The sequence below is a fragment of the Natronorubrum tibetense GA33 genome, from assembly GCF_000383975.1.
In the GTDB taxonomy this organism is placed as follows: Archaea; Halobacteriota; Halobacteria; order Halobacteriales; family Natrialbaceae; genus Natronorubrum; species Natronorubrum tibetense.
This window is the reverse complement of record NZ_KB913017.1, coordinates 685,178-711,031: the sequence shown is the minus strand read 5'-3', so window position 1 is coordinate 711,031 and position 25,854 is coordinate 685,178. Positions and strand designations below refer to the sequence as shown.

At 64.1% G+C, this 25,854-nt stretch carries 25 protein-coding genes and 1 pseudogene; 5 read left to right on the top strand and 21 right to left on the bottom strand.

Translation table 11 applies throughout. The features are described 5' to 3' along the window. Nucleotides 1–123 precede the first annotated feature (123 nt). The 16 genes and pseudogenes from NATTI_RS0103715 to NATTI_RS0103640 form a co-directional block, all read right to left on the bottom strand. Nucleotides 124–930 (bottom strand): CBS pair associated ParBc domain-containing protein, encoded by an 807-nt coding sequence (locus tag NATTI_RS0103715; RefSeq protein ID WP_006089392.1) that lies wholly within the window; start codon nt 928–930, stop codon nt 124–126. A 120-nt stretch (nt 931–1,050) separates the two neighbouring features. After that, nucleotides 1,051–2,601 (bottom strand): DHH family phosphoesterase, encoded by a 1,551-nt coding sequence (locus NATTI_RS0103710; protein ID WP_006089393.1) that lies wholly within the window; start codon nt 2,599–2,601, stop codon nt 1,051–1,053. 128 nt (nt 2,602–2,729) lie between these two features. Further along, complete coding sequence (locus NATTI_RS0103705; protein WP_019991612.1) at nt 2,730–4,265, bottom strand: NADH-quinone oxidoreductase subunit N; 1,536 nt, start codon at nt 4,263–4,265, stop codon at nt 2,730–2,732. Beyond that, nucleotides 4,265–5,788 (bottom strand): complex I subunit 4 family protein, encoded by a 1,524-nt coding sequence (locus tag NATTI_RS0103700; protein WP_006089395.1) that lies wholly within the window; start codon nt 5,786–5,788, stop codon nt 4,265–4,267. Before NATTI_RS0103700 ends, NATTI_RS0103705 begins: the two co-directional genes overlap by 1 nt. Next, nucleotides 5,788–7,821, bottom strand: coding sequence for an NADH-quinone oxidoreductase subunit L (nuoL, locus tag NATTI_RS0103695; RefSeq protein ID WP_006089396.1), 2,034 nt, complete (start codon nt 7,819–7,821; stop codon nt 5,788–5,790). The genes NATTI_RS0103700 and nuoL overlap by 1 nt, the downstream gene beginning before the upstream one ends. Nucleotide 7,822: 1 nt before the next feature. Then, complete coding sequence (gene nuoK, locus NATTI_RS0103690; protein WP_006089397.1) at nt 7,823–8,128, bottom strand: NADH-quinone oxidoreductase subunit NuoK; 306 nt, start codon at nt 8,126–8,128, stop codon at nt 7,823–7,825. Continuing rightward, nucleotides 8,125–8,619 (bottom strand): hypothetical protein, encoded by a 495-nt coding sequence (locus tag NATTI_RS0103685; protein WP_006089398.1) that lies wholly within the window; start codon nt 8,617–8,619, stop codon nt 8,125–8,127. The genes nuoK and NATTI_RS0103685 overlap by 4 nt, the downstream gene beginning before the upstream one ends. Continuing rightward, the gene (locus NATTI_RS0103680; protein ID WP_006089399.1) at nt 8,616–8,885 is read right to left on the bottom strand and encodes an NADH-quinone oxidoreductase subunit J; all 270 of its coding nucleotides are present in this window, start codon (nt 8,883–8,885) and stop codon (nt 8,616–8,618) included. The genes NATTI_RS0103685 and NATTI_RS0103680 overlap by 4 nt, the downstream gene beginning before the upstream one ends. A gap of 2 nt (nt 8,886–8,887) precedes the next feature. Beyond that, nucleotides 8,888–9,349, bottom strand: coding sequence for a NuoI/complex I 23 kDa subunit family protein (locus tag NATTI_RS0103675; protein WP_006089400.1), 462 nt, complete (start codon nt 9,347–9,349; stop codon nt 8,888–8,890). Next, nucleotides 9,346–10,434: a complex I subunit 1/NuoH family protein gene (locus NATTI_RS0103670; RefSeq protein ID WP_006089401.1), complete on the bottom strand. Its 1,089-nt coding sequence runs from the start codon at nt 10,432–10,434 to the stop codon at nt 9,346–9,348. The genes NATTI_RS0103675 and NATTI_RS0103670 overlap by 4 nt, the downstream gene beginning before the upstream one ends. Nucleotides 10,435–10,436: 2 nt before the next feature. Further along, the gene (locus NATTI_RS0103665) at nt 10,437–12,092 is read right to left on the bottom strand and encodes an NADH-quinone oxidoreductase subunit D (protein ID WP_006089402.1); all 1,656 of its coding nucleotides are present in this window, start codon (nt 12,090–12,092) and stop codon (nt 10,437–10,439) included. After that, complete coding sequence (locus NATTI_RS0103660) at nt 12,089–12,796, bottom strand: NADH-quinone oxidoreductase subunit B (RefSeq protein ID WP_006089403.1); 708 nt, start codon at nt 12,794–12,796, stop codon at nt 12,089–12,091. The genes NATTI_RS0103665 and NATTI_RS0103660 overlap by 4 nt, the downstream gene beginning before the upstream one ends. Continuing rightward, nucleotides 12,793–13,206 carry an NADH-quinone oxidoreductase subunit A gene (locus tag NATTI_RS0103655; protein WP_006089404.1) on the bottom strand — a complete coding sequence of 138 codons (414 nt, stop codon included), beginning with the start codon at nt 13,204–13,206 and terminating at the stop codon, nt 12,793–12,795. The genes NATTI_RS0103660 and NATTI_RS0103655 overlap by 4 nt, the downstream gene beginning before the upstream one ends. Before the next feature lie 316 nt (nt 13,207–13,522). After that, nucleotides 13,523–14,155, bottom strand: a complete 633-nt coding sequence (locus NATTI_RS0103650; RefSeq protein WP_006089405.1) for an AIR carboxylase family protein — start codon at nt 14,153–14,155, stop codon at nt 13,523–13,525. A gap of 82 nt (nt 14,156–14,237) precedes the next feature. After that, nucleotides 14,238–15,440, bottom strand: a pseudogene (locus tag NATTI_RS0103645) (5-(carboxyamino)imidazole ribonucleotide synthase); the annotation flags it as partial. A 101-nt stretch (nt 15,441–15,541) separates the two neighbouring features. Beyond that, the gene (locus NATTI_RS0103640) at nt 15,542–15,745 is read right to left on the bottom strand and encodes a hypothetical protein (RefSeq protein ID WP_006089407.1); all 204 of its coding nucleotides are present in this window, start codon (nt 15,743–15,745) and stop codon (nt 15,542–15,544) included. Between the two features lie 128 nt (nt 15,746–15,873). Between NATTI_RS0103640 and ribH the strand changes: the two genes are divergently transcribed. From ribH to NATTI_RS0103625, 3 genes are all read left to right on the top strand, one after another. Further along, nucleotides 15,874–16,305, top strand: coding sequence for a 6,7-dimethyl-8-ribityllumazine synthase (gene ribH / locus NATTI_RS0103635; RefSeq protein ID WP_019991611.1), 432 nt, complete (start codon nt 15,874–15,876; stop codon nt 16,303–16,305). An 18-nt stretch (nt 16,306–16,323) separates the two neighbouring features. Then, entirely contained in the window at nt 16,324–17,472 is a 1,149-nt protein-coding gene (locus NATTI_RS0103630) for a pyridoxal phosphate-dependent aminotransferase (protein WP_006089410.1), read from the top strand. Between the two features lie 109 nt (nt 17,473–17,581). After that, nucleotides 17,582–18,181: a polymer-forming cytoskeletal protein gene (locus NATTI_RS0103625; RefSeq protein WP_006089411.1), complete on the top strand. Its 600-nt coding sequence runs from the start codon at nt 17,582–17,584 to the stop codon at nt 18,179–18,181. A gap of 167 nt (nt 18,182–18,348) precedes the next feature. Here the strand turns inward: NATTI_RS0103625 and NATTI_RS0103620 are convergent, their stop codons facing one another. The 4 genes from NATTI_RS0103620 to NATTI_RS0103610 all read right to left on the bottom strand — a co-directional run bounded on the left by NATTI_RS0103620 (nt 18,349) and on the right by NATTI_RS0103610 (nt 22,528). Further along, on the bottom strand, nt 18,349–18,891 hold the full coding sequence (locus NATTI_RS0103620) for a DUF420 domain-containing protein (RefSeq protein ID WP_338045756.1): 543 nt from the start codon (nt 18,889–18,891) through the stop codon (nt 18,349–18,351). Then, nucleotides 18,788–19,138, bottom strand: coding sequence for a J domain-containing protein (locus NATTI_RS26880; protein WP_241434288.1), 351 nt, complete (start codon nt 19,136–19,138; stop codon nt 18,788–18,790). The genes NATTI_RS0103620 and NATTI_RS26880 overlap by 104 nt, the downstream gene beginning before the upstream one ends. A 116-nt stretch (nt 19,139–19,254) precedes the next feature. Continuing rightward, nucleotides 19,255–19,551, bottom strand: a complete 297-nt coding sequence (locus NATTI_RS0103615) for a HalOD1 output domain-containing protein (protein WP_006089413.1) — start codon at nt 19,549–19,551, stop codon at nt 19,255–19,257. A gap of 193 nt (nt 19,552–19,744) precedes the next feature. Next, a complete protein-coding gene (locus tag NATTI_RS0103610) occupies nt 19,745–22,528 on the bottom strand; it encodes a leucine--tRNA ligase (RefSeq protein ID WP_006089414.1) in 2,784 nt (927 codons plus the stop codon). A 219-nt stretch (nt 22,529–22,747) separates the two neighbouring features. On the opposite strand from NATTI_RS0103610, the gene NATTI_RS0103605 reads away from it, so the two are divergent. Both NATTI_RS0103605 and NATTI_RS0103600 read left to right on the top strand, forming a co-directional pair. Continuing rightward, nucleotides 22,748–23,446: a hypothetical protein gene (locus tag NATTI_RS0103605; protein WP_006089415.1), complete on the top strand. Its 699-nt coding sequence runs from the start codon at nt 22,748–22,750 to the stop codon at nt 23,444–23,446. 226 nt (nt 23,447–23,672) lie between these two features. Next, nucleotides 23,673–24,746 carry an FkbM family methyltransferase gene (locus tag NATTI_RS0103600; RefSeq protein WP_006089416.1) on the top strand — a complete coding sequence of 358 codons (1,074 nt, stop codon included), beginning with the start codon at nt 23,673–23,675 and terminating at the stop codon, nt 24,744–24,746. Nucleotides 24,747–24,843: 97 nt separating this feature from the next. Here NATTI_RS0103600 and NATTI_RS0103595 read toward each other — a convergent pair whose 3' ends face one another. Beyond that, nucleotides 24,844–25,830 carry a glycosyltransferase gene (locus NATTI_RS0103595; RefSeq protein WP_006089417.1) on the bottom strand — a complete coding sequence of 329 codons (987 nt, stop codon included), beginning with the start codon at nt 25,828–25,830 and terminating at the stop codon, nt 24,844–24,846. Between the last annotated feature and the right edge of the window lie 24 nt (nt 25,831–25,854).

Here is a 25,854-nt window from a genome sequence, read left to right as displayed (position 1 = left end):
CCGGGATACTGTCCGAGGACGGATAGTCTTCACCAATAGACAGCAAGCCCGACAGTCGTGCTCGAAGACCTGATCGCGTCGAGGACACTCGGCAACAGTCTCCGACCGAAGAGTAGTAGTCGGCTACTTCCCAGACTGCAACCGCTTCGTCGTCTCGACGAGCGGGTGGCGGGCGTAGTCGACGATTTCGATGTCGTCGATCCGCTCGAGTTCCTCTTTTTCCGCGGTGGCAGCCATCCCGAGTTCGATCGCCTGATCGACGACGATGACGTAGGCGTCCATCTCGTCGATCCCCAACCGGTCCGACGCCATGACGCGGTGGTGGCCGTCGGCGAGCAACTTCGTGCCGCCGTTGTCGATGACCACCAACGGCTCGGCCAGTCCGTGCTCGAGTTCGTACCGTCGCCCCTCGAGTTCGTCGGCGTAGACCCGGCCCTGCGTCGGCGTGAGTTCCGCGAGCGAGACCGTCCGTCGTTCCTGCTCGAGTTCGGTGTTGTGGATCTGCTCGAGCGTTCGCATCAGTTTCCCCACCTTCTCGGGCGTGGCGCGCTCGATCTGACTGCGGATGACATCGGCGTTCGAAATGATCCCCACGAGGTTCCCGGCGTCGTCGACGACCGGCAGCTTCTGGATGCCGGATCGGAGGATGACGCGAGCGGCGTCGGTCACCTTCATATCGGGGTGGGCGACCAGTAGATCCGTCGTCATCACCTTGAAAATCGGCTCGTCGTCGTCGGCCAGCAATAGATCGCGGGCGCTGACGAACCCCTCCACGCGTCGCCGTTCGCAGACGGGAAAGCCGCTGTGCTCGTCGCTTTCGGCGATCCGCGCCGCGACGTCGCCGACGGTTTCGTCGGGGGCGACCGTCACCACGTCGCGCGTCATGTACTCGTGGACCTGGGGTTTGCTTCTGTCCGACGCGACCTCCATACCTCATTCGAGGGACTCCGCGCGCAAAAGCGTGTCCTCCCGTCGGTGACTGCCGTCACTATCCGCTCCCGGCCGTTGATAGGTCCGGTTTCCGCCGTCGTCGATCTCTCGCCCGTCGTGTTACGCCGACTCCCCGCCTTCTAGTTCGCCCTCGTCGTCGGAGCGTGTCGGCTCACTCACTCCGTCCTCGTCGTCGACTGAAAACAGCCACTCGCTGGTCTGGGTGTAGGCCCCGACAGAGACTCCCGGTCGACTTTCGATCGCTTCGAAGAACCGGTTCGTGATCACCTCCTCGACGACGCTGACGATCGATTCGATCTCGTCTTCGTCGTCGGCGCTCCCCAGAATGCCGATCTCGAGTTGGGCACCGGCCATGTCGGCGTGGCCGCCCGCGCTGCCGATCCGGTCGAACCCGTCCCGGAGCGTCTCGCCGAGATCGACGTCGCTCGCCCGCGATCGAGCGGAGAGAAACACCATCTCGTCTCTGAAGCCGAAGACGAGCGTCGTCTCGACACCCTCGATGGACAGCAACTGATCGGCTGCCTGTGGCAAGGCGTCGCGGTTGGCGAGTCGGCCGACGCTCGCGACGGCGACCGAGCCACGCTGGATGCGGTTCTTGATCGCTCGAGCGATCGTATCCAGAGTGTCTCCTTCGACGGTAGGCTGCTCGATCTGGCGCAGAACGGACGTCTCGACGTGGGGCCAGAGGATCGACGCGGCCTGGAAATCGGCCGGCGAGACCTCTCGCGTGAAGTCGTTCGTATCGATCCGGATGCCGTAGAGCAACGCCGTGGCGGTCGCCCGTCGGGGCTCGAGACCGAACCGATCGAGGTAGTCGGTCATGACAGTGCTGGTCGCGCCGGCGTGTTCGCGCAGGTCGACGAACTCGCCGGGGACGGGACCCCGGGGCGGGTGGTGGTCGATGACGATGTCGACGTGGAGGTCCTCGGGGAGTTGGTCGTTGACTCCGGGTCGGGAGTGGTCGACCAGCGCGAACGCGTCGTACTCCCCAAGTGAGTCTTCGGGCGAGAGATTACGGAGCCGGAGATCGAGCAAGTTGACCATCGCGCGATTCTCCTGGTGGGAGATATCGCCGAAGTAGCAGGCGTCGGCGTCGACGCCAACCTCCGCGGCGATCTCGACCAGCGCGACGGCGCTCGCGATCGCGTCCGGATCAGGGTTGTCGTGCATGACGACGGCGAGCCGGCCGTCGATCGTCGAGAGCTGTTTTCGGAGGCCGATCGCGGCACCGGCCGAGGGCCGCGCAACGCCGTCGATGACGTGATCGACCATCGCGCGCTTGGCGTCGACGACGTGATCCGCGAGCTCCTCGAACCGTGTTCGATCCGACGACGCCACGTTCCCGCCCAGATAGGCCACGATCGACGCCGTCGGAAACCGCTCGCGCGCTCGCTCGAGGACCGCCCGATTGACGTCGGTGCGGTCGCTGGCGACGAAAATCACGTCGGCCTGTTCGACGTTCGCGATCACTTCGGGATCAGTCGGGTCGGCATACCGGGCCGGAATGCTCTCGTCGCGAAGCGTCTCGACGACGCCCTCGTCGTCGGTAACAACGAGCAGTCGGTCGCGGGCGTCGCCGGTGCGCTCGGGTATCTGTTCGACCACCTGGCGGCCCACCGTTCCGCACCCGAGCACGAGCCGGAAAACCATATTTCCCGGTTTGGAATCCCGTGCGGGAAAAGCTACCGGGTCCGCGCTCGAAGGGACCGCAAAAAGTCAGTTCCGGCGCAATCGCGAACCGCCCGCGGTTGCGCTCCCGAGTCGAATATCGCAGCGCCTCAGCCCAGAGCGGCCACCGCGGCCTCGAGCGCGGCGTCGACGACTGGCCCGAAGCCGGGGAGGATGAGCACCGTCATCACGGCGGCGACGACGATCGCCGCGTAGAGCCCGGTCGGTTTGGCGAGTCGATCGCGGGTGGTCGCGGGCTCTTCGATCCAGAGCGCCTTGACCAGCCGCGAGTAGTAGTACAGCGAGAGCGCGCTGTTGACGACGAGCGCGGCGGCCACCGCGAGCATCGCCGTGTTGGCGGCCGAAGCCTCGAGTGCCCCCATGAACAGGAAGAACTTGCTGAAGAAGCCGCCAAAGGGCGGGATCCCAGCGAGGCTGAACATGAAGACGGCCATCGCGGCGCAGGCGACCGGTGCCTGCGTCGAGAGTCCGTTGTAGTCCTCGAAGGTGCGACCGACACCCCAGTGTTCGGCCAGGGCGACGAACAGGAACGCACCCGTGTTCATGAAGCCGTAGACGAGCAGGTGCATCATCGCCGCGCCCATGACGAGTTCGCCGCCGTCGGCGGAGAGGCCCGCGACCCCGATCAGCGCGTAACCGGCGTGGCCGATCGAGGAGTAGGCGAGCATCCGCTTGACGTTGTTCTGGGTCGCCGCGGCGAAGTTCCCGACCGTCATCGTGACGATCGCGAGGATGATGAACGCGACCGTCCAGTCGAAGCCGATCAGGGCGTTCATCTGCTCGCCGAGCGGGAACGCCTCCGTAAAGACGCGGAAGAGGATGACGAAGCCGGCGGCCTTCGACGCCGACGAGAGGAACCCGCTAATCGGTGCGGGCGCACCCTCGTAGGCGTCCGGCGCCCAGAAGTGGAAGGGGACGCTGGCCGTCTTGAACGCAAAGCCGCCGATCAGCATGAGGATGCCGAGTCCGAGCAGGCCGCCGTAGTCGTCGGCCTCGCCTGCGGCGATAACCTCGGCGATGGCAGACAGCTCGAGGTGGCCCGTCGCGCCGTAGACCAGCGAGATTCCGTAGAGGAAGATCGCCGACGAGAGCGCGCCGATCAGGAAGTACTTCAGGCCGGCCTCGACGCTGCCGCGATTGTCCTTCAGGATCGCCACGAGCGCGTAGGATGGGAGACTCGCTAGCTCGAGGGCGATGAAGATCGTCACGAGGCTGTCGGCGGCGGCCATCATCGACATGCCGGTCGCCGCGAGGACGACCAGCGAGTAGTACTCGGCCTGGTAGGCGTGACCGACCAGATAATCGTAGCTGGCCACCACGATCAGGGCCGTGACGATGGCCACGATGATCATGAAGTACAGCGCCATCTGATCGATGACGAAGCCGTGAATCGGCTCGATCTCGCCGAGTCCGCCGTCGACCGTCGGCGTGCCGACGCCGGCGACGATGAACCAGACGGCGACGGCAAGCGACGCGAGCGCGCCGCCGGCCGCGGTGCCCGCAAGCAGCGAGCGGTTGGTCGAGTGCGGCGAGATGCTGTCGAAGACGAACAGCGCGAGCGCCGTCCCCGCCAGGATCAACGCCGGTGCGAGTGCGGTCCACTCCGCGAGCTGGAACATCGCCATCACAGGTCACCTCCGCTCAGGATCGGATCGACTGCATCGGTTATCATCTGGAAGATCAGGTCAGGAGCTACGCCCAGAGCGATGATGAGTCCGAGCAGCACGAACATCGGCGCGATGTCGTGCAGCGGGGCGCGGCTCACCTCGTAGTCGGTTTCGAGTTCGTACGGTCCGAAGACGGCGCGCTGGAGCGCAAAGAGCAGGTAGCCGGCGACGATGACGATGCCGAACATCGCCAGCGACGTAAACAGCGGAGCGTACGGGAACTCGGCCCCGAACGCGCCGAAGAAGATGAAGTACTCCGCGGCGAACCCGCTCATGAGCGGCAGCCCCATGTAGCCGAAGGCGCCGGCGACGAGGATGCCGACGGCGACGGGCATTCGGTCGGCCATCCCGGACATGTCCGTGACGAGCCGGGTGTGGGTGGCGTTGTAGATGACGCCGACGGCCATGAACATCAGCCCCGAGATGAGGCCGTGGCTGACCATCTGGAACGTCGCGCCGCCGACCCCGAACTGGGTGTAGGCGACGAGTCCGAGGATGACGTAGCCCATCGACGACACCGAAGAGTAGGCGACGATCCGTTTCAGGTCGGTCTGGGCCAGCGCCAACATCGCACCGTAGATCACGCTGATCACGGCGATGGCGGCGATCGGGACGGCATACGTTTCAACCTGGTCGGGGAACATCGTGAAGTTGAACCGGAGCAGTGCGTAGGTCCCCATCTTTAGCAGGACGCCGGCCAGCAACACGGAGGCGGGGGTCGGTGCCTGCACGTGAGCGTCCGGCAGCCACGTGTGGAACGGAACGACCGGGACTTTCACCGCAAAGCCGAGGAACATCGCGATGAACACGACCGACGCGAGGGTGGTTCCCTCGAGGCCGAACAGTCCCTCGGGACCGCCGTTGAGCATCGCGTTGGCGATCTCCGGCAGCGCGAAACTCGTCACGCCGTCGCCGAGGCCGAAGATCAGCGCGATGAACGCACCGAACATCACGAGCGACGCCACGTTCGTGTAGACGAAGAACTTGATCGCGGCGTACTTCCGGCGCGGCCCGCCCCAGATACCGATAAGCAGGTACATCGGGATCAGGACGGCCTCCCAGAAGATGAACCAGAGGAAGAAATCAAGCGCGGTGAAGACGCCGATCAGGTTCGCCTCGATGAAGAGGATGAGCCCGTAGAACTGGGACTCGCGGTCGTCGATCGGCGTCCACGAACTCATGATCGCCAGCGACGTCAGGATCGTCGTCAACACGACGAGCGGCAGGCTGATGCCGTCGACGCCGACGAACCACGAGATCGAGTACTCGCCAAGCTGGATCCACTCGAGGTGGGACTCGAAGGCCAGCGTGCCGTCGAGTAAGGCGTTACCGCTGCCGTCGAACGCCGTGAAAATCCAGATGCTGAGCGCGGCCGGCACCAGGCTGATGGCGAACGCCAGCTTGCCAGCGATTCGATTCGGCGCGATAAACGTGACGAGCGCGCCGACCAGTGCGACAGCGATTAGTGCTTCGATCATCATCAGAACCACCCTCCGTAGACGCCGAGGAAGACCAGTAAGGCGATGAACCCGGCGACGATCAACGCCGCGTAGTTCGTCACGATACCGGTCTGCAGTCGTTTCACCCAGCTACTGCCGAAGAGGCTGGCGGTCGAGATGCCGTTGACCGAGCCGTCGATGACGGTCTGGTCGAAGCGGTCGGCGGCTCGAGAGAGCGGCAAGGTGAAGCCGCGTGCGAGCCAGACCTGGTACTCGTCCTGGTAGTAGTTGTTCTCGATCGTTCGGCGGGCGCTGCCCAGCCGTTCTTTGTGGGCGACGGGTTCCGGAACGTTGTACAGCTTCCAGGCGAGTCCGGCTCCGGAGAACGCGAGCAGGAGCGAGAGCCCGGCCGCGACCAGAATCGTCAGCTGTTCGGAGCCGATGGCACCGGTCTCGTAGGCCAACAGCTCACCGTAGGCGCTGTAGGTCAGCCCCTCGACGGCACCGTACTCACCGTCGAGCCAGTGCTCGAGGAAGACGATGTCTACGCCCAGAATCTTCGCGACGGGGGCGAGGTTCGCGACGCCCGCGACCAGCGCGAGGACGCCCAGCGAGAGCAGCGGGATCTTGACGGCCCAGCCGACCGGGTGTGGATCCTCGGCGGCCTCCGAGCGCGGCTCACCGTGGAAGGTCAGGAAGACCATCCGGAAGGTGTAGAAGCCGGTGAAGAAGACCGCTACGAGCCCCATCGCGTACGCTGCGAGGATAATCGGTTCCTCGATGCCGACGATGAGCGCGTCGTAGAGGATCTCGTCTTTGGACCAGAAGCCCGAGAACGGGATGATCCCGGCGAGCGCGAGCGCGCCCGCGAGGAACGTGTAGTAGGTGACGGGCGCTTTCTCCTTTAGCCCGCCCATCTTCCACATGTCCTGTTCGTGGTGCATGAGGATGATGACGGCCCCGGCACCCAGGAACAGCAAGGCCTTGAAGAAGGCGTGGTTCATGAGGTGGAAGACCCCGGCGACGTAGCCGCCGACGCCGAGTCCGAGCATCATGTAGCCGTACTGGCTGATCGTCGAGTACGCCAGCACCTGCTTGATATCGTCTTTGACGACGCCCATCGTGGCGGCAAAGAGCGCGGTAAAGCCGCCGACGAAGGCGATGATCGCCAGCGCGGTCGGGCTGAGCGCGTAGTAGCCGAACATCCGGGCGACGAGGTAGACGCCGGCCGCGACCATCGTTGCGGCGTGGATGAGCGCGGAGACGGTGGTCGGGCCCTCCATGGCGTCCGGCAGCCAGGTGTGGAACGGGAACTGGGCGGATTTACCCAGCACGCCGCCCAGAACCAGCAGTCCGGTGATCGTCACCCAGGTCTGGGCGTCGAACCCGAACAGCGTGTCGCCGTCGGCGATCGCGGTTTCGGCGGCCACGACGAACGAGTCGTCGCCCGCGAACGCGACCGTGCCGAAGGTTGCAGCGATAGCGACGACCCCGATCAGGAAGAAGTAGTCCCCGAATCGAGTGACCAGGAACGCCTTCTTCGCGGCCGAGGGTGCGGATCGCGTTCGGAACCAGAAGCCGATCAGCAGGTACGAACAGAGACCCACCAGTTCGAAGAACATGAACGCCATCAGCAGGTTGTCCGCGTAGACGAACGCGAGCATGCTGAACGTAAAGAGGCCGAGTCCGGCGTAGTATCGCGGGAGCCCGGTCTCGCCCTCGGCGTTCATATAGCCGAGACTGAACACGTGGACGAGAAACGCCACGAGCGAGACGATGACCAACATCAGCGCCGAGAGCGGGTCGATCAGGATCCCGAACGTGAACGCGATCCCCTCTGTGCCCACTTCGCCGGCGGCATCGCCGGCCGTCCACTCGTAGAGCGTCTCGTGATACACTTCGCCGCTCGCGACCGCCGCCAGCATCCACAGCGAGAACAGCAGGGAGCCTGCCGTCGCTGCGATGCCCGCGATCGCGCCCTTCTTCGGCATCCACTTGCCGAAGGTGAGCGCGACCACGAAGGCCGCGAGGGGGAACGCCGCTATCGCCGGCGCGTAGGAGAATGCACCTTCCATCTTACCACCTCATCGTCGTCGGAACCGTGACGTCGACGTCACGGAAGTTGCGGTACAGCACCAGGATGATCCCGAGACCGACGGCGACCTCCGCGGCGGCTAGCGCCATCGTAAACAGCGCAAACACCTGCCCCGTGAGGTTGCCGTGATAGAACGCAAAGGCGATCAGGTTGATGTTCGCCGCGTTCAGCATGAGCTCGACGGACATCAGGAACATCAGTGCGTTGCGACGCGTCAACACGCCGAACAGCCCGATACAGAACAGGGCCATCGACAGGAGGATGTAGTACTCGACGCCGACCGTCATCTGTCGTCACCTCCAGTCGACTCCGCGTCAACGTCGGCCGCGTCGTCCTCGGAACTCGCGCTTTCAGCGGCGGGACCGCCGTCAGTCGCCGTCGGTCCGGCCGGGCCGAAGCCGCTCGAGTCGCCGGAACCGGTTCCGGGTGCGGCGTCGCTTGGGCCCGTACTCCCGAGCGCCGAGACGGGCTCGCCCGCCTCCTCGCGTTTCGCGAGGACAAGCGAGGCGTCGAGGGCCGCATCGAGCGTGAGCGCGATCAGCAGGAACGCGGCGAGGAACGGTTCGGTGCCCGTCACGCCGTCAGACTCCTGGAGCGTCGCGAAATCGAGCAGCGCGTAGCCGATCGCGGCGGTGATCGACTCCACCTCGAAGCCGCCGTCCGCCATCGGCTGGAACGACGTGTTGACGACGATCAACGCCATCAGGCCGAACAGCGCGACGGCCAACAGTCCGGGAGCAAGCGAACTCCCGAGTCTGAGTTTCGGTCCGGTCGTCATGCCTGTACCACCTCGTCGGACGCCCCGTCATCACGCTGGGTGAGCATCACGGCGAACGTGATGAGCACCAACACCCCGCCGACGTAGACGAGGACCTGCATCATAGCGACGAACTCCGCCGCCAGCATCACGAAGTGCACCGCGATGCTTATCAGCGCCACGCCAAGCATGAGCGCCGAGTGCCACGGGTCCTGTAAGAGGACCACAGCCAGCGCGCTGGCGAGCGTCACGACCGCAAACGCCGCAAACGCAATCGTTTCCAACATTGTTACTGGTAATCGACGTCCCCCTCCCCCTCGCCGATCCACGCGCTCCGGTCAGGTTCGCGCGACTCGAGCGGGTCGATATCCTTGTACCACGGTACGGCTTTCAGCTGCTCTTTGTTGTAGACGAAATCGTGTTTCGTGTCCGCGGTGAACTCGAAGTTCTGCGTGAGCAGGATGGCGTCGACCGGACAAACCTCCTCGCAGAGCCGGCAGTAAATGCACTGCCCGATATGGAGGTTGTACTGCTCGCCGTTGCGCTGGTCGTCCATCACGATCTGAATCGTGTCGTTCGGACAGACGTTCTCACACTGGCGACACCAGATACAGCGCTCCTGGCTGAACTTGTGGACGCCGCGAAAGCGCGGCGAGACGTCCGGAGCTGTCTCGGGGTACTCGACCGTGAAGGTCGACCCGTCCAGTGCGTGTTTCATCGTCGTGGCCATCGATTTGAGTAGTCCGATCATACTATCAGCCCCACAATTACCGCGGTAAGCACGAGATTCGCAAAGGAGAGGACGAGTAGTCCCTTCCAGCCGATCTCGATCAGTTGGTCGATCCTGACGCGTGGCACCGCGGATCGAAGCCACTGGGTCAGGAAGAAGACCGCCCAGATCTTGATGATGAACCAGACGATCCCCGGGAGCACCGGTCCGGCCGGACCACCGAGGAAGATCGTCGCGATGATCGCTCCGCCGAGGAAGATGTGGAGGAACTCCCCGAGGTAGATCAGGACGAAGTAGACCGAGGAGTACTCGGTCTGGTAGCCGGCAACGATCTCGGTCGGCGCTTCGGGCGTGTCGAAGGGATTCCGACCGACCTCCGCGAAGTTCGCCACCAGGAAGAGGACGAACGCGAACGGGTTGACGAGCGCGTACCACGCTGGAATCGAGACGACGCCGAGATCGAGCAGGGTCTGTGCCTGTGCGTCGACGATCGTACTCATCTGCAAGGAGCCAGCGAAGATGACGACCGACATCCCGGTGACGACCAGCGGGATTTCGTAGGCGACGTTCTGTGCCACCGCCCGCAGGCCGCCGAGCATCGAGTACTTGTTCGACGACGCGTAGCCGGCCATCACCAGCCCGATACTCGCGATGCCGGCCACCGCGAAGACGTACGCCAGCCCGACTTCGGGGTCGGCGAGGTGGATCCCGCTTCCCATCGGGATAACGGCGAATCCCAGCAGGGCAGAGGAGGCGATGACGATCGGTGCGAGATCGTACGCCGGTCGATCGGCGTCCTCGGGGATGATCAGCTCCTTCGAGAGCAGTCGCACGGAGTCGGCGACGATGATCAGTATGCCGGCCGGTCCGAGCCGATTGACCGCGATGCGGTCGGTGAAGGCGGCGGTGATCTTCCGTTTCGCCCACGGACCGGCGACGCCGGTCATCGCGAGCATCAGATTGCCGATGAGGAAGGCACCGAGGAAAATGGCGAGCAGTTCGCCGCCGGTTCCGTACGCGTCGAGCCCCGTCAGGTCCCCGATCCGTTCGGGGAGCAGGATGGTGTCGTCGTTCTGGAGCGGCGTCCGTGTGATTGCGCCGACCATAGTTACCGATCCACCTCCCCGAGAACGATGTCGAGACTGCCGAGCGAGGCGATCAGATCGGGGATGTACTCCCCTTGGGTCATCTCACCGAGCGCCGAGAGGTTGTGGTAACACGGGCTGCGGATCTTGAACCGACCCGGTTTGTCGGTGCCGTCGGAGCGGATGTAGATGCCGAGTTCGCCCTTCGCACCCTCGACCGCGCGGTAGACCTCCGTATCCGCGTCCGGCTTCAGCGTCCGCGGGACGTTGGCCTGAATCTCACGTTCGTCCTCGGGCCAGTCTTCGATCAGATCGAGACACTGCTCGATGATCTTCGCGGACTCCTCGACCTCCCGCATCCGACAGAGGACGCGGCTGTAGTTGTCACAGCCGTCGTCGGTGATGACGTCCCAGTCGAGTTCGGGGTAGTAGCCGTAGGGGTCGTCGCGTCGAATGTCGTAGTCGACGCCCGAACCGCGGGCGACGGGCCCGGTACAGCCGTAGTCCTTGGCGACCTCGGGCTCCAAGATTCCGGTGTCGATACACCGGACCTGGAAGATTTCGTTCGAGGTGACCATGTCGTTGTACTCGTCGACCTTCGCCGGCAGTTCGTCGAGGAAGTCCCGCGTCTTCTCGATGAACTCCTCGCGGGGTTCGGGCAGATCCCAGGCGACCCCGCCGAGGCGGAAGTAGTTGAACATCAGCCGCTGGCCGGTGAGGTCCTCGAGAATATCCTGGACCACCTCGCGGTCGCGGAACGCGTACTGGAAGACGGCGGTGAAGTCGCCGTAGACGTCCAGACAGAAGGTTCCGAGCGCGAGCATGTGGGAGGCGATCCGACACAGCTCCGCACCCATGGTTCGGATGATCTGGGCGTACTCGGGGACCTCGATGTCGGCCAGGTCCTCGGCCGCGCGGGCGTACGCCCACTCGTTCAGCAACCCGGCCGAGACGTAGTCCCACCGGTCGGGGTAGGGCATGATCTGGTGACGGTAGGTGCCCTGCTGGCACATCTGCTCCTCACAGCGGTGCAGGTAGCCGACGTCGGGATCGACGTCGACGACCGTCTCGCCGTCCAGCACGGTCTTGACGTGGAGCACGCCGTGAGTCGCCGGGTGGTGTGGACCGATGTTTAAGAACATCGTGTCCGATTCGGCGTCGTGGTGGTCCGGTTGGATCGGGTTGGCGTGTTCGGTCAGGGTAACGAGCTGTGGCTTCTCCTGATCGTAATCCAGCGAGAGCGGGTGGCCCTGCCAGGTCTCGGGCAGGAGGATCCGTCGCGGATCGGGGTGGCCCTCGTAGTCGATCCCGACGAGGTCGAACGCCTCGCGTTCGTGCCAGTCCGCCGTCCGGAACACCGGCGCGGCGGACTCGCTGACGGGATCGTCGGTCGTCGTCGGCACGACGATCGAGACCTCCTGGGTCGGATCGGCGTACTTTTTCATGTGGTAGATCGACTCGTACCGATCCTCGTACTGCTGTGCGGTGAGACAGGAGAGATGATCGAACCCCGCCTCGTCCCGCAGATCCGAGAGGACGTTCTGGACGGCGTCCGGTCGGATGACGAAGCCCGGCGCGTTCAGGTGATCGTCGCGTGCGAGCGCACGATCGCCCAACAGCGCCTCGAGGTCGTCCTCGGTGGTCTCGACCGGCCGCGTTCGCTCGAGTCCCGAACTCATGGCGAATCAGCCCAGTTGTAGCGCATGACGAGGTCGTCCTCGTCGATCTCGCTCGCGAGTTTCTGGACGAGTTCGTCTTTCTCTAAGTCGCCGAACTGCTCGAGTTCGTAGGGTTTGACGACGACGGGCGAGGACTCTCCGTTCCGAATCCGTTCTTGGAGTTTGGCGACGCCGTAGACCAGCGCCTCCGGCCGCGGCGGACAGCCGGGGACGTGGATGTCGATCGGGATGATCTCTTCGGCACCCTTGACGACGTTGTACCCCTCCTGGAACGGGCCGCCGGAGATCGTACACGACCCCATCCCGACGACGAACTTGGGTTCGGGCATCTGGTCGTAGACGCGCTTCATGCGGGGACCGAACTTCGAGACGATCGTTCCGGGGACGATCATCACGTCGGCCTGTCGCGGCGAGGCGCGAGGAACCCCGGCACCGAAGCGATCGAGGTCGTGTTTGATCGCGTACGTATGGATCATCTCGATGCTGCAACAGGCGATCCCGAACTGCAGCATGAACATCGAGTTCCCCCGCACCCAGTTCATGAACTTGTCGAACTTCGTGAGGATGAACGGCGTCGAACCGAACGCCTCCCGCAGTTTGGAGTTGAACCGGTCGTCGGGACCCTCGCCGATCCGCGAGTCGCGGGTGTCCGTCGACGGTGCGGTGCTGTCGTAGATCGATTGCCGTGGATTGTCACTACTCATTGTCGGTCAGTGTCGGACGCTGCTTGCGTTCGTGTCTGTGCCCATTGTACTGCGCCAGTGCGCCACGCCCACGCGAGTCCAACCATGAGGATGGCGACGAACAGCAACATCGGGCCGAGCGCTTCGAGAAGCCCGTACTCCGGCGAGGCCAGCGCATCCTGATAGACGACCGCCCACGGAAACAGGAGGACGGTCTCGATATCGAAGACCACGAACAGAAGCGCGACCATGTAGTACTGAATGTTAAAGCGGATGCGCGTTCCGCCGGTCGGGATCTCGCCACTCTCGTAGGTGGCACGTTTACTCGTTTCGGGAACCGACGGCCGAATAAGGTAGGACACCACCATCATACCGAGTGGTATCGACAACCCCACGACCGCCAGCATCCCGATAGCGATCCAGTCGTTCATCTCCGTAACGTTCGGAGATTCATACCCCACGCATATAAGGGTTGATTGTTCGTTTTTCGGCCGCAGACGGGCCATACCGGCGACTTCCGCGGTATCGAACCTTCTCGAATAATCACTGTAAACTATATATGTACATTTCAGGACCGAACGAATCGGTATCCCAGGATTACTCAACCGAGAAAAACGCAAGAAGGAGGCGAGGTGGTCCGTTCGGCCGTCGTGATCTGTGCCGACAACAGTCGGACAAATGTCCAGTTTCCCTGAAGGAACCTCTCACTCTTCGGTCGGTTGTTCGAATCTGCTTTCGAACTGAAATTTACCGGTTCGAAAAGTCGACCGTTCCCTCGTCGTGTAGCGCTCGAGAGACCGTTCCGACCCCCTCGCGGAGCCCTTCGTGGTAGGCGACGAGTCGGTCGCGAACCTCGTCGGACTGGCGCGCAAGAATCTGTGCCGCCGAGAGCGCCGCGTTGAACGATTTCCCGGCGTCGACCGCCACGAGCGGCGCGCCGGTGGGCATCCCGATGACGCTGTCGACGGACTTTTCCTGAACCGGAACGCCAATGACGGGCAACGGATACGCGATCGAGGCGGTCATGTTCGGCAGGTCCGCGGATTTGCCGCCCGCGCCGGCGATGATTACCTCGAGGCCGCGATCCTCGGCCGTCTCGGCGTAAGCCGTCATTAAGTCCGGGGTGCGGTGGGCGGAGGTGACGTACGTTTCGAAGGTAAACCGTTCCTCGGGCGGGTTCTCGAAGTCGGTCTGCTCGGCGAAGCCGAGTTCGTCGACGAACGCGTCGTAGGCTCCGCGGCGTTCGCCCCCGGTCATCATCACCTCGAGATCCGAGTCGCTCCCCATGACGATGCCGACGTCGGGGGTCTCTTCGGTCGGACGGTCCTGCTCGGCCTCGCGGTGTAACCGGTCGATCAGATCGGCAACGCTGTCGCTCATAGCTGATGATGGTCGCGCGGGTGACTTCAATTCGCGGTAAACGCTATCGTCGGGGTTACGATCAGAAGGTACCGCGTGACACTCACTGCGAGCGGAACGTTACCGCGTCCTCGAGTTCCCGTGCAGTCTCGAGCAGATCCTCGACGGCCGCATCCTCGTCGCGCCCGGAGACCGTCACGTGCCCCATTTTCCGACCCGGTCGGGCCTGACGCTTGCCGTACCAGTGAAGGGTTGCGCCGGGCGTCTCGAGCACGCGGTCGACGTGTCGCAACTGTGCGTCACGGTTTTCCTCGACATCGGCCAGCAGGTTCGCCAGCGCGGTCGGTGAGCGGAGTTCGGTCGATCCCAGCGGCCAGCCGAGGACGGCCCGCGCGTGCTGTTCGAACTGCGAACTGTGTGCACCCTCGATGGTCCAGTGGCCCGAATTGTGCGGGCGCGGGGCGATCTCGTTGAGCAGGATTTCTCCATCTGGCGTTTGGAACAACTCGATTCCGTAGACGCCGCGCCCGTCCATAACCTCGAGCACGTCCCGCGCGACCTCGTAGGCTCGTTCCGTCGCTGCCTCGCTCGAGCGCGCGGGTACGATGGTCTCTCTGAGGATCTCGTCGACGTGGATGTTCTCACCCAGCGGGAAGGTCGCGATCTCGTCGTCTCCCTTTACCGCGATGACGGACACCTCGCGCTCGAACTCGACGAAGGCTTCGACCATCGCGGGGCCGGCGACAGACTCGAGTGCCTCCTCGGCGTCGCCCTTCGATTCGACGGGGACGTTCCCCCGGCCGTCGTAGCCGCCCGTACGGGCCTTGAGCATCACCGGCGCACCGTAGTCGTCGATGGCGTCGCGGATATCGTCGGCGTCGTCGACCGCGCGGAACGGCGGGACGGGAATGCCGGCATCCTCGAGTTCTCGCTTCTGGACGAGTTTGTCGTGGATCGTCCGCAGCGTCGACGGCTTCGGGTGGACTGGCGTCCCGGAGTCCTCGCTGACGCGCTCTAAGACGTCCTGGTCGGCGAGTTCGATCTCGAAGGTGAGTACGTCCGCGCGGGCGGCGAGTTCGCGGATCCCCGCCTCGTCGTCGAAGTCGGCGACGATCTGATCGCGAACGACGGGTGCGGCTGGGCAGTCCGGCGTCGGGTCGAGCACGACGACCTCGACGCCGAGCGGCGACGCCGCCTCGGCGAGCATCCGACCGAGCTGTCCCCCGCCGACGACCCCGATCGTGGGACCTGGCGTCCGTAGCGTTGTCATTGCGCGCCGGTTGTTCTCGCCCGCGCTTAAGGATTCTCAAAGGAGGTGGAGTAATTCAGACGGTCTGTTGTAACTGTTTCCCGGAGCGACCGCAGGTCGGCTCGCGGTTGCCCCAATACTGACTTACGCACACCGTATCAGCACGCACAACTGCCGGAATCCGGCGTTCGCTCCAGTCGCATCGACGCTCCACACTCCGGACACACCCGATCGTCGTCGAGTTCGGCGTCGGTGACGGGCTCTCGAATCGAACAGTCGTCACACCAGAACGCACCGGCGATGTCGGATCGACCGTTCGTCTCGGGCTCGAGGGCGTCACGAATCGAATCGATCACTCCCATATCCCCCTTTCGCAGGAAAGTGTGTTAATTGTTCTCACTGGAAGTGCGCCGACTACGTCGCGCGGACGACCGCCATCGGGCCGCTCGAGAACGGTACCTCTTTTACCCGCCCTCTCCACCGCTCGCCTATGACCACGCTCGGACTGGTGGTCGCGGAGTTCAACCGTCCGATCACCGAGCAGATGGAGCAGGAGGCACTCGAGGCAGCCCAATCCGCGGGTGCCGAGGTGTACGAGACGGTCACCGTTCCGGGCGTGTATGACGCGCCCCTCGCGGCGGACCGACTCGCCCGCCTCGAGACCGTCGACGCCGTCGCCGTCGTCGGGACCGTCATCACCGGCGATACCGATCACGATCAGGTGATCACGGACGCGGCCGCCCAGCGGCTCGCCGACGTGAGCCTCGACCGTGACACTCCGGTGACACTCGGCGTGACGGGTCCCGGTATGTCCGCCGCCGAATCCCGCGAACGCATCGAGAACGCGGCGAAAGCCGTCGACGGCGCGCTCGATCTCGTGGACGAACTTCCCGACCCCGACGGACCAGCAGATTCAGCGTAATATCACCAATTCAGTACAATGTCTATGGAATTCACCGACCGCCTGACCCGAGTCGAACCGTCCGCAACGCTCGCCATCTCCGCGCTCGCCACCGAACTCGAGAACGACGGCGCCGACGTCGTCGACCTCTCCGTCGGCGAGCCTGACTTCCCGACGCCCCGGAACATCGTCGATGCCGGCCAGGACGCGATGGACGCCGGCCACACTGGCTACACCACCTCGGCGGGGATTATCGACCTGCGCGAGGCCATTTCCGAAAAGCTCGCCGACGACGGCCTCGATCACGGCCCCGAAGAGATCATCGTTACCCCCGGTGCGAAGCAGGCCCTCTACGAGATCGTTCAGGCCCTGATCCAGGACGGCGACGAGGTTGCCCTGCTCGATCCCGCCTGGGTCTCCTACGAGGCGATGGTCAAGATGGCCGGCGGCGACCTGACCCGCGTCGATCTCTCCGATTCGGACTTCCAACTCGAGCCCGCACTCGACGACCTCGAGGCCGCAGTGTCGGACGACACCGAACTGTTGATCGTCAACTCGCCGTCGAACCCGACCGGCGCAGTCTACTCCGACGCCGCGCTCGAGGGTGTCCGCGACCTCGCCGTCGAACACGACATCACCGTCATCTCCGACGAGATTTACAAGGAGATCACCTACGGCGTCGAACCGACGAGCCTCGGCACGCTCGAGGGAATGGCCGACCGCACGATCACTGTCAACGGCTTCTCGAAGGCCTACTCGATGACCGGCTGGCGTCTGGGCTACTTCGCCGGCCCCGAGGACCTCATCGAACAGGCTGGAAAGCTCCACAGCCACTCCGTCTCCTCGGCCGTGAACTTCGTCCAGCACGCCGGGATTGAAGCGCTCGAGAACACCGACGAGGCCGTCGCGGAGATGACCGAAGCGTTCGAGGAGCGCCGCGAGCTGGTCGTCGATCTGCTCGAGGAACACGGCGTCGATGTCGCCGTTCCCGACGGTGCGTTTTACATGATGCTGCCCGTCGACGACGACGATCAGGCCTGGTGTGAGGGTGCGATCGAGGACGCTCACGTCGCCACCGTCCCCGGCAGTGCGTTCGGGACGCCCGGCTACGCGCGGATCTCCTACGCCGCGAGCGAGGAGCGACTCGAGGAAGGAATCGAGCGACTAGCCGACGAGGGCTACCTGTAAGCGTCCGTCCCGCTCGACGAGTCGGCCACGACCCGTCGTGTCGCCGTCCATGACAGTGCGAAACTGCTGGTGTGCCTTTTATTTCTCTTCCGGTAGCCAGCAAACAGTGATGCCACGAGAGACGACCCGAAGACGAATTTTACAGGTAACGGGCGGAACACTCGTCGTCGGAGCGACGGCCAGCGCGGTGAGTGCAGAGGACGACGACGAAGACGAAGCCGATGACGACTACAGTCCGCTCGAGGCCGACGGCGAGATCGACGAGTCGTGGCCGATCGAGGACCGCGACGCTGTGACCGTCGAGGAGGAGATCGGAGACGTGGAGACGGGAGACGACGTCGTCGTCCCCGAGGAGTTCCTCCTCAGCGGAAGCGTTATCGCCGGCGGTTCGGTCGTCCTCGAGCACGACGCGGAGGTCGACGGCGCCGTCGACGCCGGCGAACACGTCCGCCTCGAAGACGACGCGGAAGCCGAAGACGTAGCCGCGGGCGGACACGTCGCCCTCGGTCCCGACGCGGAAGTCGACGGGGACATCGAAGCCGGCGGCGACGTCTTGCTTCAGGAGGACGCTGAAGTCGGCGGGAACGTCGACGCCGACGGGGACATCGTGCTCGAGGACGATGCCGAGGTCGACGGAGACGTCACCGGGCAGTCCGTCGATGTCGCCGACTCTGCGGAGGTCGACGGCGACGTGGACGAAACTGGATAGATCCTCGAGGTCGACGGCAACGCGGAGTCCAAACGCGTGAATTCGTGCCTTCGGCGGTACCGAACTGACATCCGATACGGCGAGGAATTAGGCTACTGTCTCCGCATCGCTCGGGTGGAGCCGGTGGTTTCTCACGGCGATCAGTACGAGTCAGAACAGCGGCGCGATCACATCCCGAACTCGTAGCTGTAGATGTGATTGAGCAGCAGGTAGGTGACGACGCCGAGGACGAGACTCAGGACCCACGAAGCGGCGGCGATCCGCCCGACTCTCGCGTGAGAGGTCTCTCGAAGCTCCGCGGGTGTGTGCGTCAGCCCAAGGATCAGCGCGTAGAGCACGACCGGGACAGCGACGATCGAGAGCAGGATGTGGATCGCGAGCATGATCAGATAGGCGTACCTGACCAACGTCGGTCCGTCGAATATCTTGTCCCCGCCGCCGCCAACTCTGAGCAAGTAGACGACCAGGAACAACAGGATCAACGCGAACGCGCCGATCATCGCTAGCCTATGTTTCTCGACCTCGCCGGCCCGGATCCAGTACCAGCCGGCGACCAGCAACACCGTCGCAGCCACGTTGATGACGGCGATGGCGTGGGTCAGCAGGTTAATCTGCTCGAGCGTGAGGTCCGGATATATCGGCAAGTCGAGCACGAAGGTCCCGATGACGAGCGCGTAGCCGACGATCGACAGGACGATCGTGACACCCATCGGCCGCTCTCGGAGCCGTCGTTTCGCGTCGGCGGTTGCCATTATCGAGGATTAGGATAGGGTCCGTATTTGTCTTGCTGTTCCGGATCAACGACGGTCGTAGAGGTCGCCGGACTCGCCGCTGCCGTCGAACGGCAGAGCCACCCTGGTCCGGATGGTGTTCTTTTAACAAGGTCCGGTAGGCTCGCCGAACCGCCCGCTCGTCGGCGGCCGGTGACAGTCCGAGGACCTCGTAGTGGCTCTCCATCGTTCCGTACTACACCCCTTCGACGAAAGAGTCTTTCCGCCCGGCGAGGGTGCCGAGAATGGGTAACGAGCACCGTGACTCGCGCCTGTAATACGTGACTACCGCGTCGACTATCGCTACTCCGATACGTCGGATCGCTCTTCGAGGACGACCGAGCCGTCTCGTTCGATGGTCACGTCGTAGTCACAGAACGGAAACGTCACTTCACCGCCGGGCCGGGGTGCGCCGTCGGAGCGGCGCGCAAAGAGCGCGTCGAGGGCTTCCGGATCGACGACCGTGTGCAGCGATTCGTACGTCGGTGGGTGCAACTGCTCGGGTGGGATTCCTTCGGCCGCAGCGATCGCTCTTATCACCTTCTGACTTGGCACTCGATCACACGACGTATCGACGCTGTCGCCATCCCCCTCCGTCATACAGGTACCCTTCCGAATCCGATGGAATAAAACTGTCCTTCTTGATCTCGATTCTGACAAAAATGCGGCCAGTTACCTTCGATATCGAAGGAGTCACGACGGAACCGTCGCTTAGCGATTTCGATTGGGTGAGTGGTTCGCGCGTACGGGAAGTCACCAATTGATGTTTTTAATCTGGTAGTTTAATCGATCGTTACCGAATGCGGATCGCGGGTTTTCCCGGCCGTGCCCGCCCTGCCAGTTCGTCGTCGTCGCCCGCACTGCGGACGACAGCATCGGCGTCGAACTCGTCGGTGACGAGCCAGCTACTGCGTTCTAAGATCGCCAGTTCGTCCGCTGCTGCGAGCACGTACTCGAAATCCGCTCGGTCGTCGCGGCCGGCCAAATCGGCGACGAACGTCGCGACGGTTTCGCGGTCGACCTCGAGTTCGGCTACGGCGTCGGTCTCGAGGACCTGATCGACGAGCGACCCGGAATCGCCGTCCGCGCGCTCATCGTCGGCGCGGTCGGCCGCGATCCGGAGCACCTCGTACTTCCACGCCGGAGCGACGACGAGTTCGATTCGCTCCGGATCGTCGATCGCCGCGGTATCGACGATATCCCGAACGTCCGCAAGAGTGGTCTCGACGAGTTGGCGTTCACGCCGGTACTCCTCAAGGTCGTCCGCGGGTTCGGGCCAATCGGCTTCGACGACCAGCCCGTCGCCTCGGAGTTTGTTCCAGCACTCCTCGCCGAGGTGCGGTGCCATCGGCGCGATCAGCGCGGCCAGTGCCAACAGCCCGCGGCGGTAGACCTCGCCGTGTGGTCTGTCGTACTCGCGGTACCGTCGAAGCACTCGAGCCAGTTCCTGGATCTCCGTGGCCGCCCGGTGAAACCGGAATCGGTCGTACTCCTCGGTGACCGCGGCGATCGTTCGGTCAATCTCGCGGGCGATGTACTCGTCGTGATCCAACCGCTCGACCCGCGTGTCGCCCTCCTCGACGAACGCGGTAGCCATGCCGTACAGCGTCTGCTGGAGATCGTAGGCGCCGCGGACGTTGTTCGCGGTCCACTCGAAGTCCTGTTCGGGGTGGGCCGCCGAGAGAACGAACAGCCGCGTCGTCTCCGCGCCGTACTCCTGTGGGGCGACGACGTTCCCCTTCGAACTGGACATCTTCTCGCCGTCGTACAACACCGTCCCCTGACTCTTGAGTTCCGTAATCGGTTCGCGCCGATCGAGCAGGTCCAGATCGGCCAGCGCTTTCGTGAAGAATCGCGTGTAGAGCAGGTGGAGAATGGCGTGTTCCTCGCCGCCGACATAGACATCGACCGGCAGCCACTCGTCGGCCAGATCGGTGTCGAAGGGGGCGTCCTCGAGGTGCGGCGAGAGAAATCGCAGGAAGTACCACGAGGAGTCGACGAACGTGTCCATCGTGTCCGTCTCGCGCCGGGCCGGCCCGCCGCAGTCGGGACACTCCGCTTTGCGGAATGAGTCGTGGGCCTCGAGCGGGTTCCCCGTCGTCCGGACAAACTCGGGCAGTTCGACCGGCAGTTCCTCGTCGGGCACGAGGACGTGTCCGCAGTCCTCGCAGTGGACGACCGGGATCGGCGTCCCCCAGTAGCGCTGCCGGGAGATCAGCCAGTCGCGCAGGCGGTAGGTGACGTCTTCTGTTAGCGCGTCGTGCTCGGCGACGACCCGTTCGCGGACGACCTCGCTCTCGAGCCCGTCGTACTCGCCGCTGTGCTCGAGAATACCGTCGTCGGTGTAGGGGCCGTCCTCGAGGCTGGTACGTTTGTCCGGGGTACTGGGAAGGACGACCCGTTCGATCGGGAGGTCGTGCTCCGCGGCGAACGTGTGGTCGCGCTCGTTGTGTGCGGGGACGCCCATCACGGCCCCGGTGCCGACGTCCTCGAGGACGTAGCCGGCGACGTAAACTGGCAGTTCCTCGTCGGTGAGCGGATGGATCGCCGTCGCGTCCGTCTCGACGCCGGCGAACCCGACCTCGCTGGGATCCTGTTCGCGAACCGTGTCGACGTACTCCGCGACGGCGTCGTCCGTCTCGGCGAGTTCCCGCGCGAGGTCGTGGCCCGGCGAGACGGCGAGATACGTGGCGCCATAGACCGTCTCCGGTCGGGTGCTGAAGACGTCGACCGATCCCCCAGTGTAGTCGTCGACTTCGAACGTGATCCGACACCCTTCCTGACGGCCGATCCAGTTGCGCTGGATCTCGCGGACGCCGTCGGGCCATCCCTCGAGGTCCTCGAGATCGTCGTGAAGCTCCTCGGCGTAGTCGGTGATCGTAAAGAACCACTGGTCGAGTTCGCGCCGGTCGACGGGGGTCTCACAGCGCCAGCAGACTCGCTCGTGGTCGTGACTCGAGCCCTCATCGCCCGCTATTTCCGAGGTCTCACTCCGTTGGTGCTCGCGGCTCGCGGCTTCGCCGCTCGCTCTTCCCGAGGTCTCACTTCGTTCGACCTCGTGTTCCTCGACCTGAGCCTCCGCAAGCACCGTCTCGCAGTCGGGACACCAGTTGACCGACGCGGCCTCGTACTCGACGAAGCCCGCCTCGTAGAGGCGCTTGAACAGCCACTGATTCCACCGGTAGTAGTCCGGCTCGCAGGTGGTGATCTCTCGGGACCAGTCGTAGCCAAAGCCCATGGTCTCGAGTTCCTCGCGCATGCGACGAATACACGCCTCGGTCCACGATCGAGGATCGGTCTTGCGCTCGAACGCGGCGTTTTCTGCGGGGAGACCGAACGCGTCCCACCCCATCGGATGGAGGACATCGTCGCCCTGCATCCGGCGATACCGAGCGTAGGCGTCAGTGATCGCGTAGTTTCGAACGTGCCCCATGTGGAGCGTCCCGGAGGTGTACGGAAACATCCCGAGCACGTAGGTCGGGTCTTCGGCGTTCTCGGCCAACGTGTAAACGTCGTCGCGCTCCCAGACGTACTGCCAGAACTCCTGGACCTGCGCGTGATCGTAGTGTTTCGTCATTGTAGCGGGCGTTCTTGGCGAATAGTGGGTGAGCCGGCTATATCATTGTTCGGCCATCGAGACCGACCGTCCACCCGCGCGGCAGTGCGAGCCTTTCGCCAGCACCCGCTGTCGCGTTCTCGCGAGGATCGAATCCTTTCGATACTGATCGCACGGGCCGTCGACAATCGATGTGGGCTGGGATTAACAAAGCCTGTCGGGCTGAAAAGAAACGATCGAATGGCTCGTTCAGACGATCCGGCCCCGGACGATGATTCGATACCGCCAGCGTCGACGTTGCTCGTGACCGTCCTCATCGTTTTGCTCACGTTCGGAGCGCTCGCGATGGTGTTCATTCCCAGCATGGGTCCGGGAATGCTCGGCCCGGGTGAGGAATCCTCGGAGGAGTCGCCGGTGAACGACTCGACTACCGAGACGCCGTCGACCGATCTCAATCCCGACGATGACTCCGATGACAACGAATCGGCCGACAACGAGTCGACCGATTCGGACCTCGAATCCGACGACGAGTCGAATGCGGACGAACCGAACGAGGCCGAATCGCCAGACGATTCGGACGACGATGACGATCCACCGGGGCCGGGCGGTGACGGGCCGCCTGGACAGGACGACGACGGCCCGCCCGGACAGGATGACGATGACGGGCCCGACGAACCCGAAAGTCCGTTCGACGATGTCGAAGGTGAGGACGACGCCAACGACGATACCGGTGACGACGGTACCGATGGTGGGGGCGGTGGGGACGACGTTCCCGACGACGCCGATGACGATGGCGGCCCCTTCGACGACGGCGGCCCCTTCGACGATGACGGACCAGACAGTCCGTTCGACGATGGCGGGCCGTTCGATGATGACGGACCAGACAGTCCGTTCGACGATGGCGGGCCGTTCGACGATGGCGGGCCGTTCGACGACTGATAATCGATCAGGCTCAACAGACTATCGTCGCGGTTCGCGTAGCTGTTCTCCGCTTCGGGTTGTGTGCCGAGCGGTCGCTGAGTCGCTCTCGAGTCCGATCGAGAGCCACTCTCACGAACCGAAAGCCGTCTCGAGACTTATCCGCGTTCGTGAACTAGATCGAACTAGTGATGGGTGACTCAGGAACGGGTACTCGACCGACGCGGCAACCTGCCCCACTGGACCGATGACTGCGACACGTACGTCCGCGAAACGCGTCCGGTCGGTGCTCGACGACGCACCGCAGATCGCACAGTATCTGGGTCTGGAAGCCCGAAAGCTGGGCCGCCTCCTGCGCACCGGTCGAATCGGTGCGGCCGTCGGCTCGGTGGCAGAACTGGCGACCGGACGAAACCCCTACTATGCGTTCCGACTCGAGGACCGACGCTACCAGGCCCTTTCAGTCGGTGATCACGAGCTGGTCGTCGACACCACCGACGCCGGCATCTCGCGGACGCTGCTCGCCTACGGCGTCCACGAGTACCGCTCGTCGACGGTCTTCGAGCGCGAACTCGAGCGCCTCGCGGCGACCGTCGACGGCCCCGTTTGCGTCCTCGAGGTGGGCGCGAACATCGGCTACTTCAGTACCATGGAAGCCGGAATCCTCGGCGACCGGGCGCGGATCCACGCGGTCGAACCGATTCCGTCGAACGTCGCCCTCCTCGAGCATAATCTCGAGCGTAACGGGTACGCCCACCTCGCGGATGTCGATCAACTCGCCTTCGGCGACGAGCAGCGGACAGTCGAGATGGAGTTGAGTACGCACTCGAACCAACACCAGGTTCGCGCAAGCTCCGCAGCGGCGGACGGCGTTTCGTCGGCAGCGGACAGCGCCTCGTCGACAACGACGCTCGAGGACGCCGAGCGCGAGACGATCTCGGTCGAACAGACCACCGGAAATCGGTATCTCACTGACTGCGACATCGAGCCCGCCTCGATCAACGTCGTCCGGTTCGACGTCGAGGGGTACGAGTCCGCGGTGCTCGAGGGCCTGACCGACGTCCTGGAAGCGCCAGGGCCGACGGTCGTCTACGTCGAACTGCACCCGCTCGATCTCTCGCCGGAATCGAAGGCGGCGGTCGTCGAACGCTTCGCAGCGAACGGGTTCGAGGTCGTCTCGGCGGTTCGGACGGACGCCGCCGCCGGGGTGTCGGACGCGCGACGCTGGCACGGCCTCGAGTGCGGCGTCGAGACCTTCGACGACCTTCGACGGGCGATGGCCGAGAGCGATCACTCGATCGAACTAATCGCACGGAAGTAAGTCGACGATCTCTTCGAGTACGCTCGCGTCGAGGAATCGCCGCGAGGCGACGGTACACACCAATCGACGTGAGTGGCGTTCGAGCCTCGGCCCGAACTCACCGCAACGCGCTCGCGCGTCTCCGGGCCGTCTCCTCGAGCCGACCTAACCCGTTGCAGATCCCGCGTGCGTAGGACAGCAGGTAAAAGCCCGCTTTTTCCCGGCGAGAGAGTTCGTTCCAGCCGTCGACGCTGCGGACTCGGTCGGGTCGCGGCGGAAGGTACGGAACGGGATTGAGCGCGACCGGAACCGCACTGTCGTATCGATCGGGGTGGAACGCGCGTAGCTGGTAGACGCCGCGGCCGACGCGTCGCGACTTTCGCAAAATTGCGTCGGCCGTCGACCGCGTCGGGTGGTAGATCGTCGCGTCCGGTGCGAACTGGAGCTCTCGGCCGGAGTCGCGAACTCGGTGACCGAACTCCCGGTCTCCGCCGGAGAGCAGCCGCGAGTCGAACGGTCCGACGTCGTCGATCACGGATCGGTGGACGAGTAGGCAACACGTCGGTGCGAACCCGAGATTCTCGACGAAGTGATCGATGGGAAACCCGGTCTGCAAGTTGTACCGTTCCGCCAGCGAGTCGCCGTCCTCGGAGGGCACCATCTCGACGTTACAGCCCACGTACTCGGCATCGGCCCGTTCGAACGCGTCGACGGCGTCGACGAGCCACTCGTCCCCGGCGGTCATGTCCGCGTCGACGAACGCGAGGATCTCACCGCTCGCGTGCTCGATGCCCTTGTTTCGCGCCGCGTAGGAGCTCTGGACCTCGTCCTCAGCGAGAGCGGTTATCTGTTCGTACTCGTCTGCGAACTCCCTCGCGACGGTCGGCGTTTCGTCCGTCGAACCGTTGTCGACGACGAGCACCTCGTGGGCGTCGGTCGGATACGTCTGTTCGACCAGCGAATCGAGCGTATCCCGGAGCCCCGTCGGATCGTTGTAGACGGGGACGACGACCGACACCTGCGGCCACTCGCCCGCATCTATAGCCCACTTCCCGCCCTCCGCGCCATTTCCTCGCGGCTCACCGTGTGTGTTGTGTCCGTTCATAGTGATCGGAAATGATGTCAGTCT

Coding starts and splice junctions, on each gene's coding strand:
- NATTI_RS0103685 (WP_006089398.1), bottom strand. CDS start 8,619: ATGACGACCGGACCGAAACTCAGACTCGGGAGTTCGCTTGCTCCCGGA.
- NATTI_RS0103600 (WP_006089416.1), top strand. CDS start 23,673: ATGACTGCGACACGTACGTCCGCGAAACGCGTCCGGTCGGTGCTCGAC.
- nuoK (WP_006089397.1), bottom strand. CDS start 8,128: ATGACGGTCGGCGTCGAGTACTACATCCTCCTGTCGATGGCCCTGTTC.
- NATTI_RS0103665 (WP_006089402.1), bottom strand. CDS start 12,092: ATGAGTTCGGGACTCGAGCGAACGCGGCCGGTCGAGACCACCGAGGAC.
- NATTI_RS0103655 (WP_006089404.1), bottom strand. CDS start 13,206: ATGAACGACTGGATCGCTATCGGGATGCTGGCGGTCGTGGGGTTGTCG.
- NATTI_RS0103605 (WP_006089415.1), top strand. CDS start 22,748: ATGGCTCGTTCAGACGATCCGGCCCCGGACGATGATTCGATACCGCCA.
- nuoL (WP_006089396.1), bottom strand. CDS start 7,821: ATGGAAGGTGCATTCTCCTACGCGCCGGCGATAGCGGCGTTCCCCCTC.
- NATTI_RS0103595 (WP_006089417.1), bottom strand. CDS start 25,830: ATGAACGGACACAACACACACGGTGAGCCGCGAGGAAATGGCGCGGAG.
- NATTI_RS0103615 (WP_006089413.1), bottom strand. CDS start 19,551: ATGACGGAGGGGGATGGCGACAGCGTCGATACGTCGTGTGATCGAGTG.
- NATTI_RS0103620 (WP_338045756.1), bottom strand. CDS start 18,891: ATGGGTGTCACGATCGTCCTGTCGATCGTCGGCTACGCGCTCGTCATC.
- NATTI_RS0103625 (WP_006089411.1), top strand. CDS start 17,582: ATGCCACGAGAGACGACCCGAAGACGAATTTTACAGGTAACGGGCGGA.
- NATTI_RS0103700 (WP_006089395.1), bottom strand. CDS start 5,788: ATGATGATCGAAGCACTAATCGCTGTCGCACTGGTCGGCGCGCTCGTC.
- NATTI_RS0103670 (WP_006089401.1), bottom strand. CDS start 10,434: ATGGTCGGCGCAATCACACGGACGCCGCTCCAGAACGACGACACCATC.
- NATTI_RS0103610 (WP_006089414.1), bottom strand. CDS start 22,528: ATGACGAAACACTACGATCACGCGCAGGTCCAGGAGTTCTGGCAGTAC.
- NATTI_RS0103715 (WP_006089392.1), bottom strand. CDS start 930: ATGGAGGTCGCGTCGGACAGAAGCAAACCCCAGGTCCACGAGTACATG.
- NATTI_RS0103640 (WP_006089407.1), bottom strand. CDS start 15,745: ATGGGAGTGATCGATTCGATTCGTGACGCCCTCGAGCCCGAGACGAAC.
- NATTI_RS0103680 (WP_006089399.1), bottom strand. CDS start 8,885: ATGTTGGAAACGATTGCGTTTGCGGCGTTTGCGGTCGTGACGCTCGCC.
- NATTI_RS0103710 (WP_006089393.1), bottom strand. CDS start 2,601: ATGGTTTTCCGGCTCGTGCTCGGGTGCGGAACGGTGGGCCGCCAGGTG.
- NATTI_RS0103660 (WP_006089403.1), bottom strand. CDS start 12,796: ATGAGTAGTGACAATCCACGGCAATCGATCTACGACAGCACCGCACCG.
- NATTI_RS0103630 (WP_006089410.1), top strand. CDS start 16,324: ATGTCTATGGAATTCACCGACCGCCTGACCCGAGTCGAACCGTCCGCA.
- NATTI_RS0103675 (WP_006089400.1), bottom strand. CDS start 9,349: ATGATCGGACTACTCAAATCGATGGCCACGACGATGAAACACGCACTG.
- NATTI_RS26880 (WP_241434288.1), bottom strand. CDS start 19,138: ATGGAGAGCCACTACGAGGTCCTCGGACTGTCACCGGCCGCCGACGAG.
- NATTI_RS0103650 (WP_006089405.1), bottom strand. CDS start 14,155: ATGAGCGACAGCGTTGCCGATCTGATCGACCGGTTACACCGCGAGGCC.
- NATTI_RS0103705 (WP_019991612.1), bottom strand. CDS start 4,265: ATGGCGATGTTCCAGCTCGCGGAGTGGACCGCACTCGCACCGGCGTTG.
- ribH (WP_019991611.1), top strand. CDS start 15,874: ATGACCACGCTCGGACTGGTGGTCGCGGAGTTCAACCGTCCGATCACC.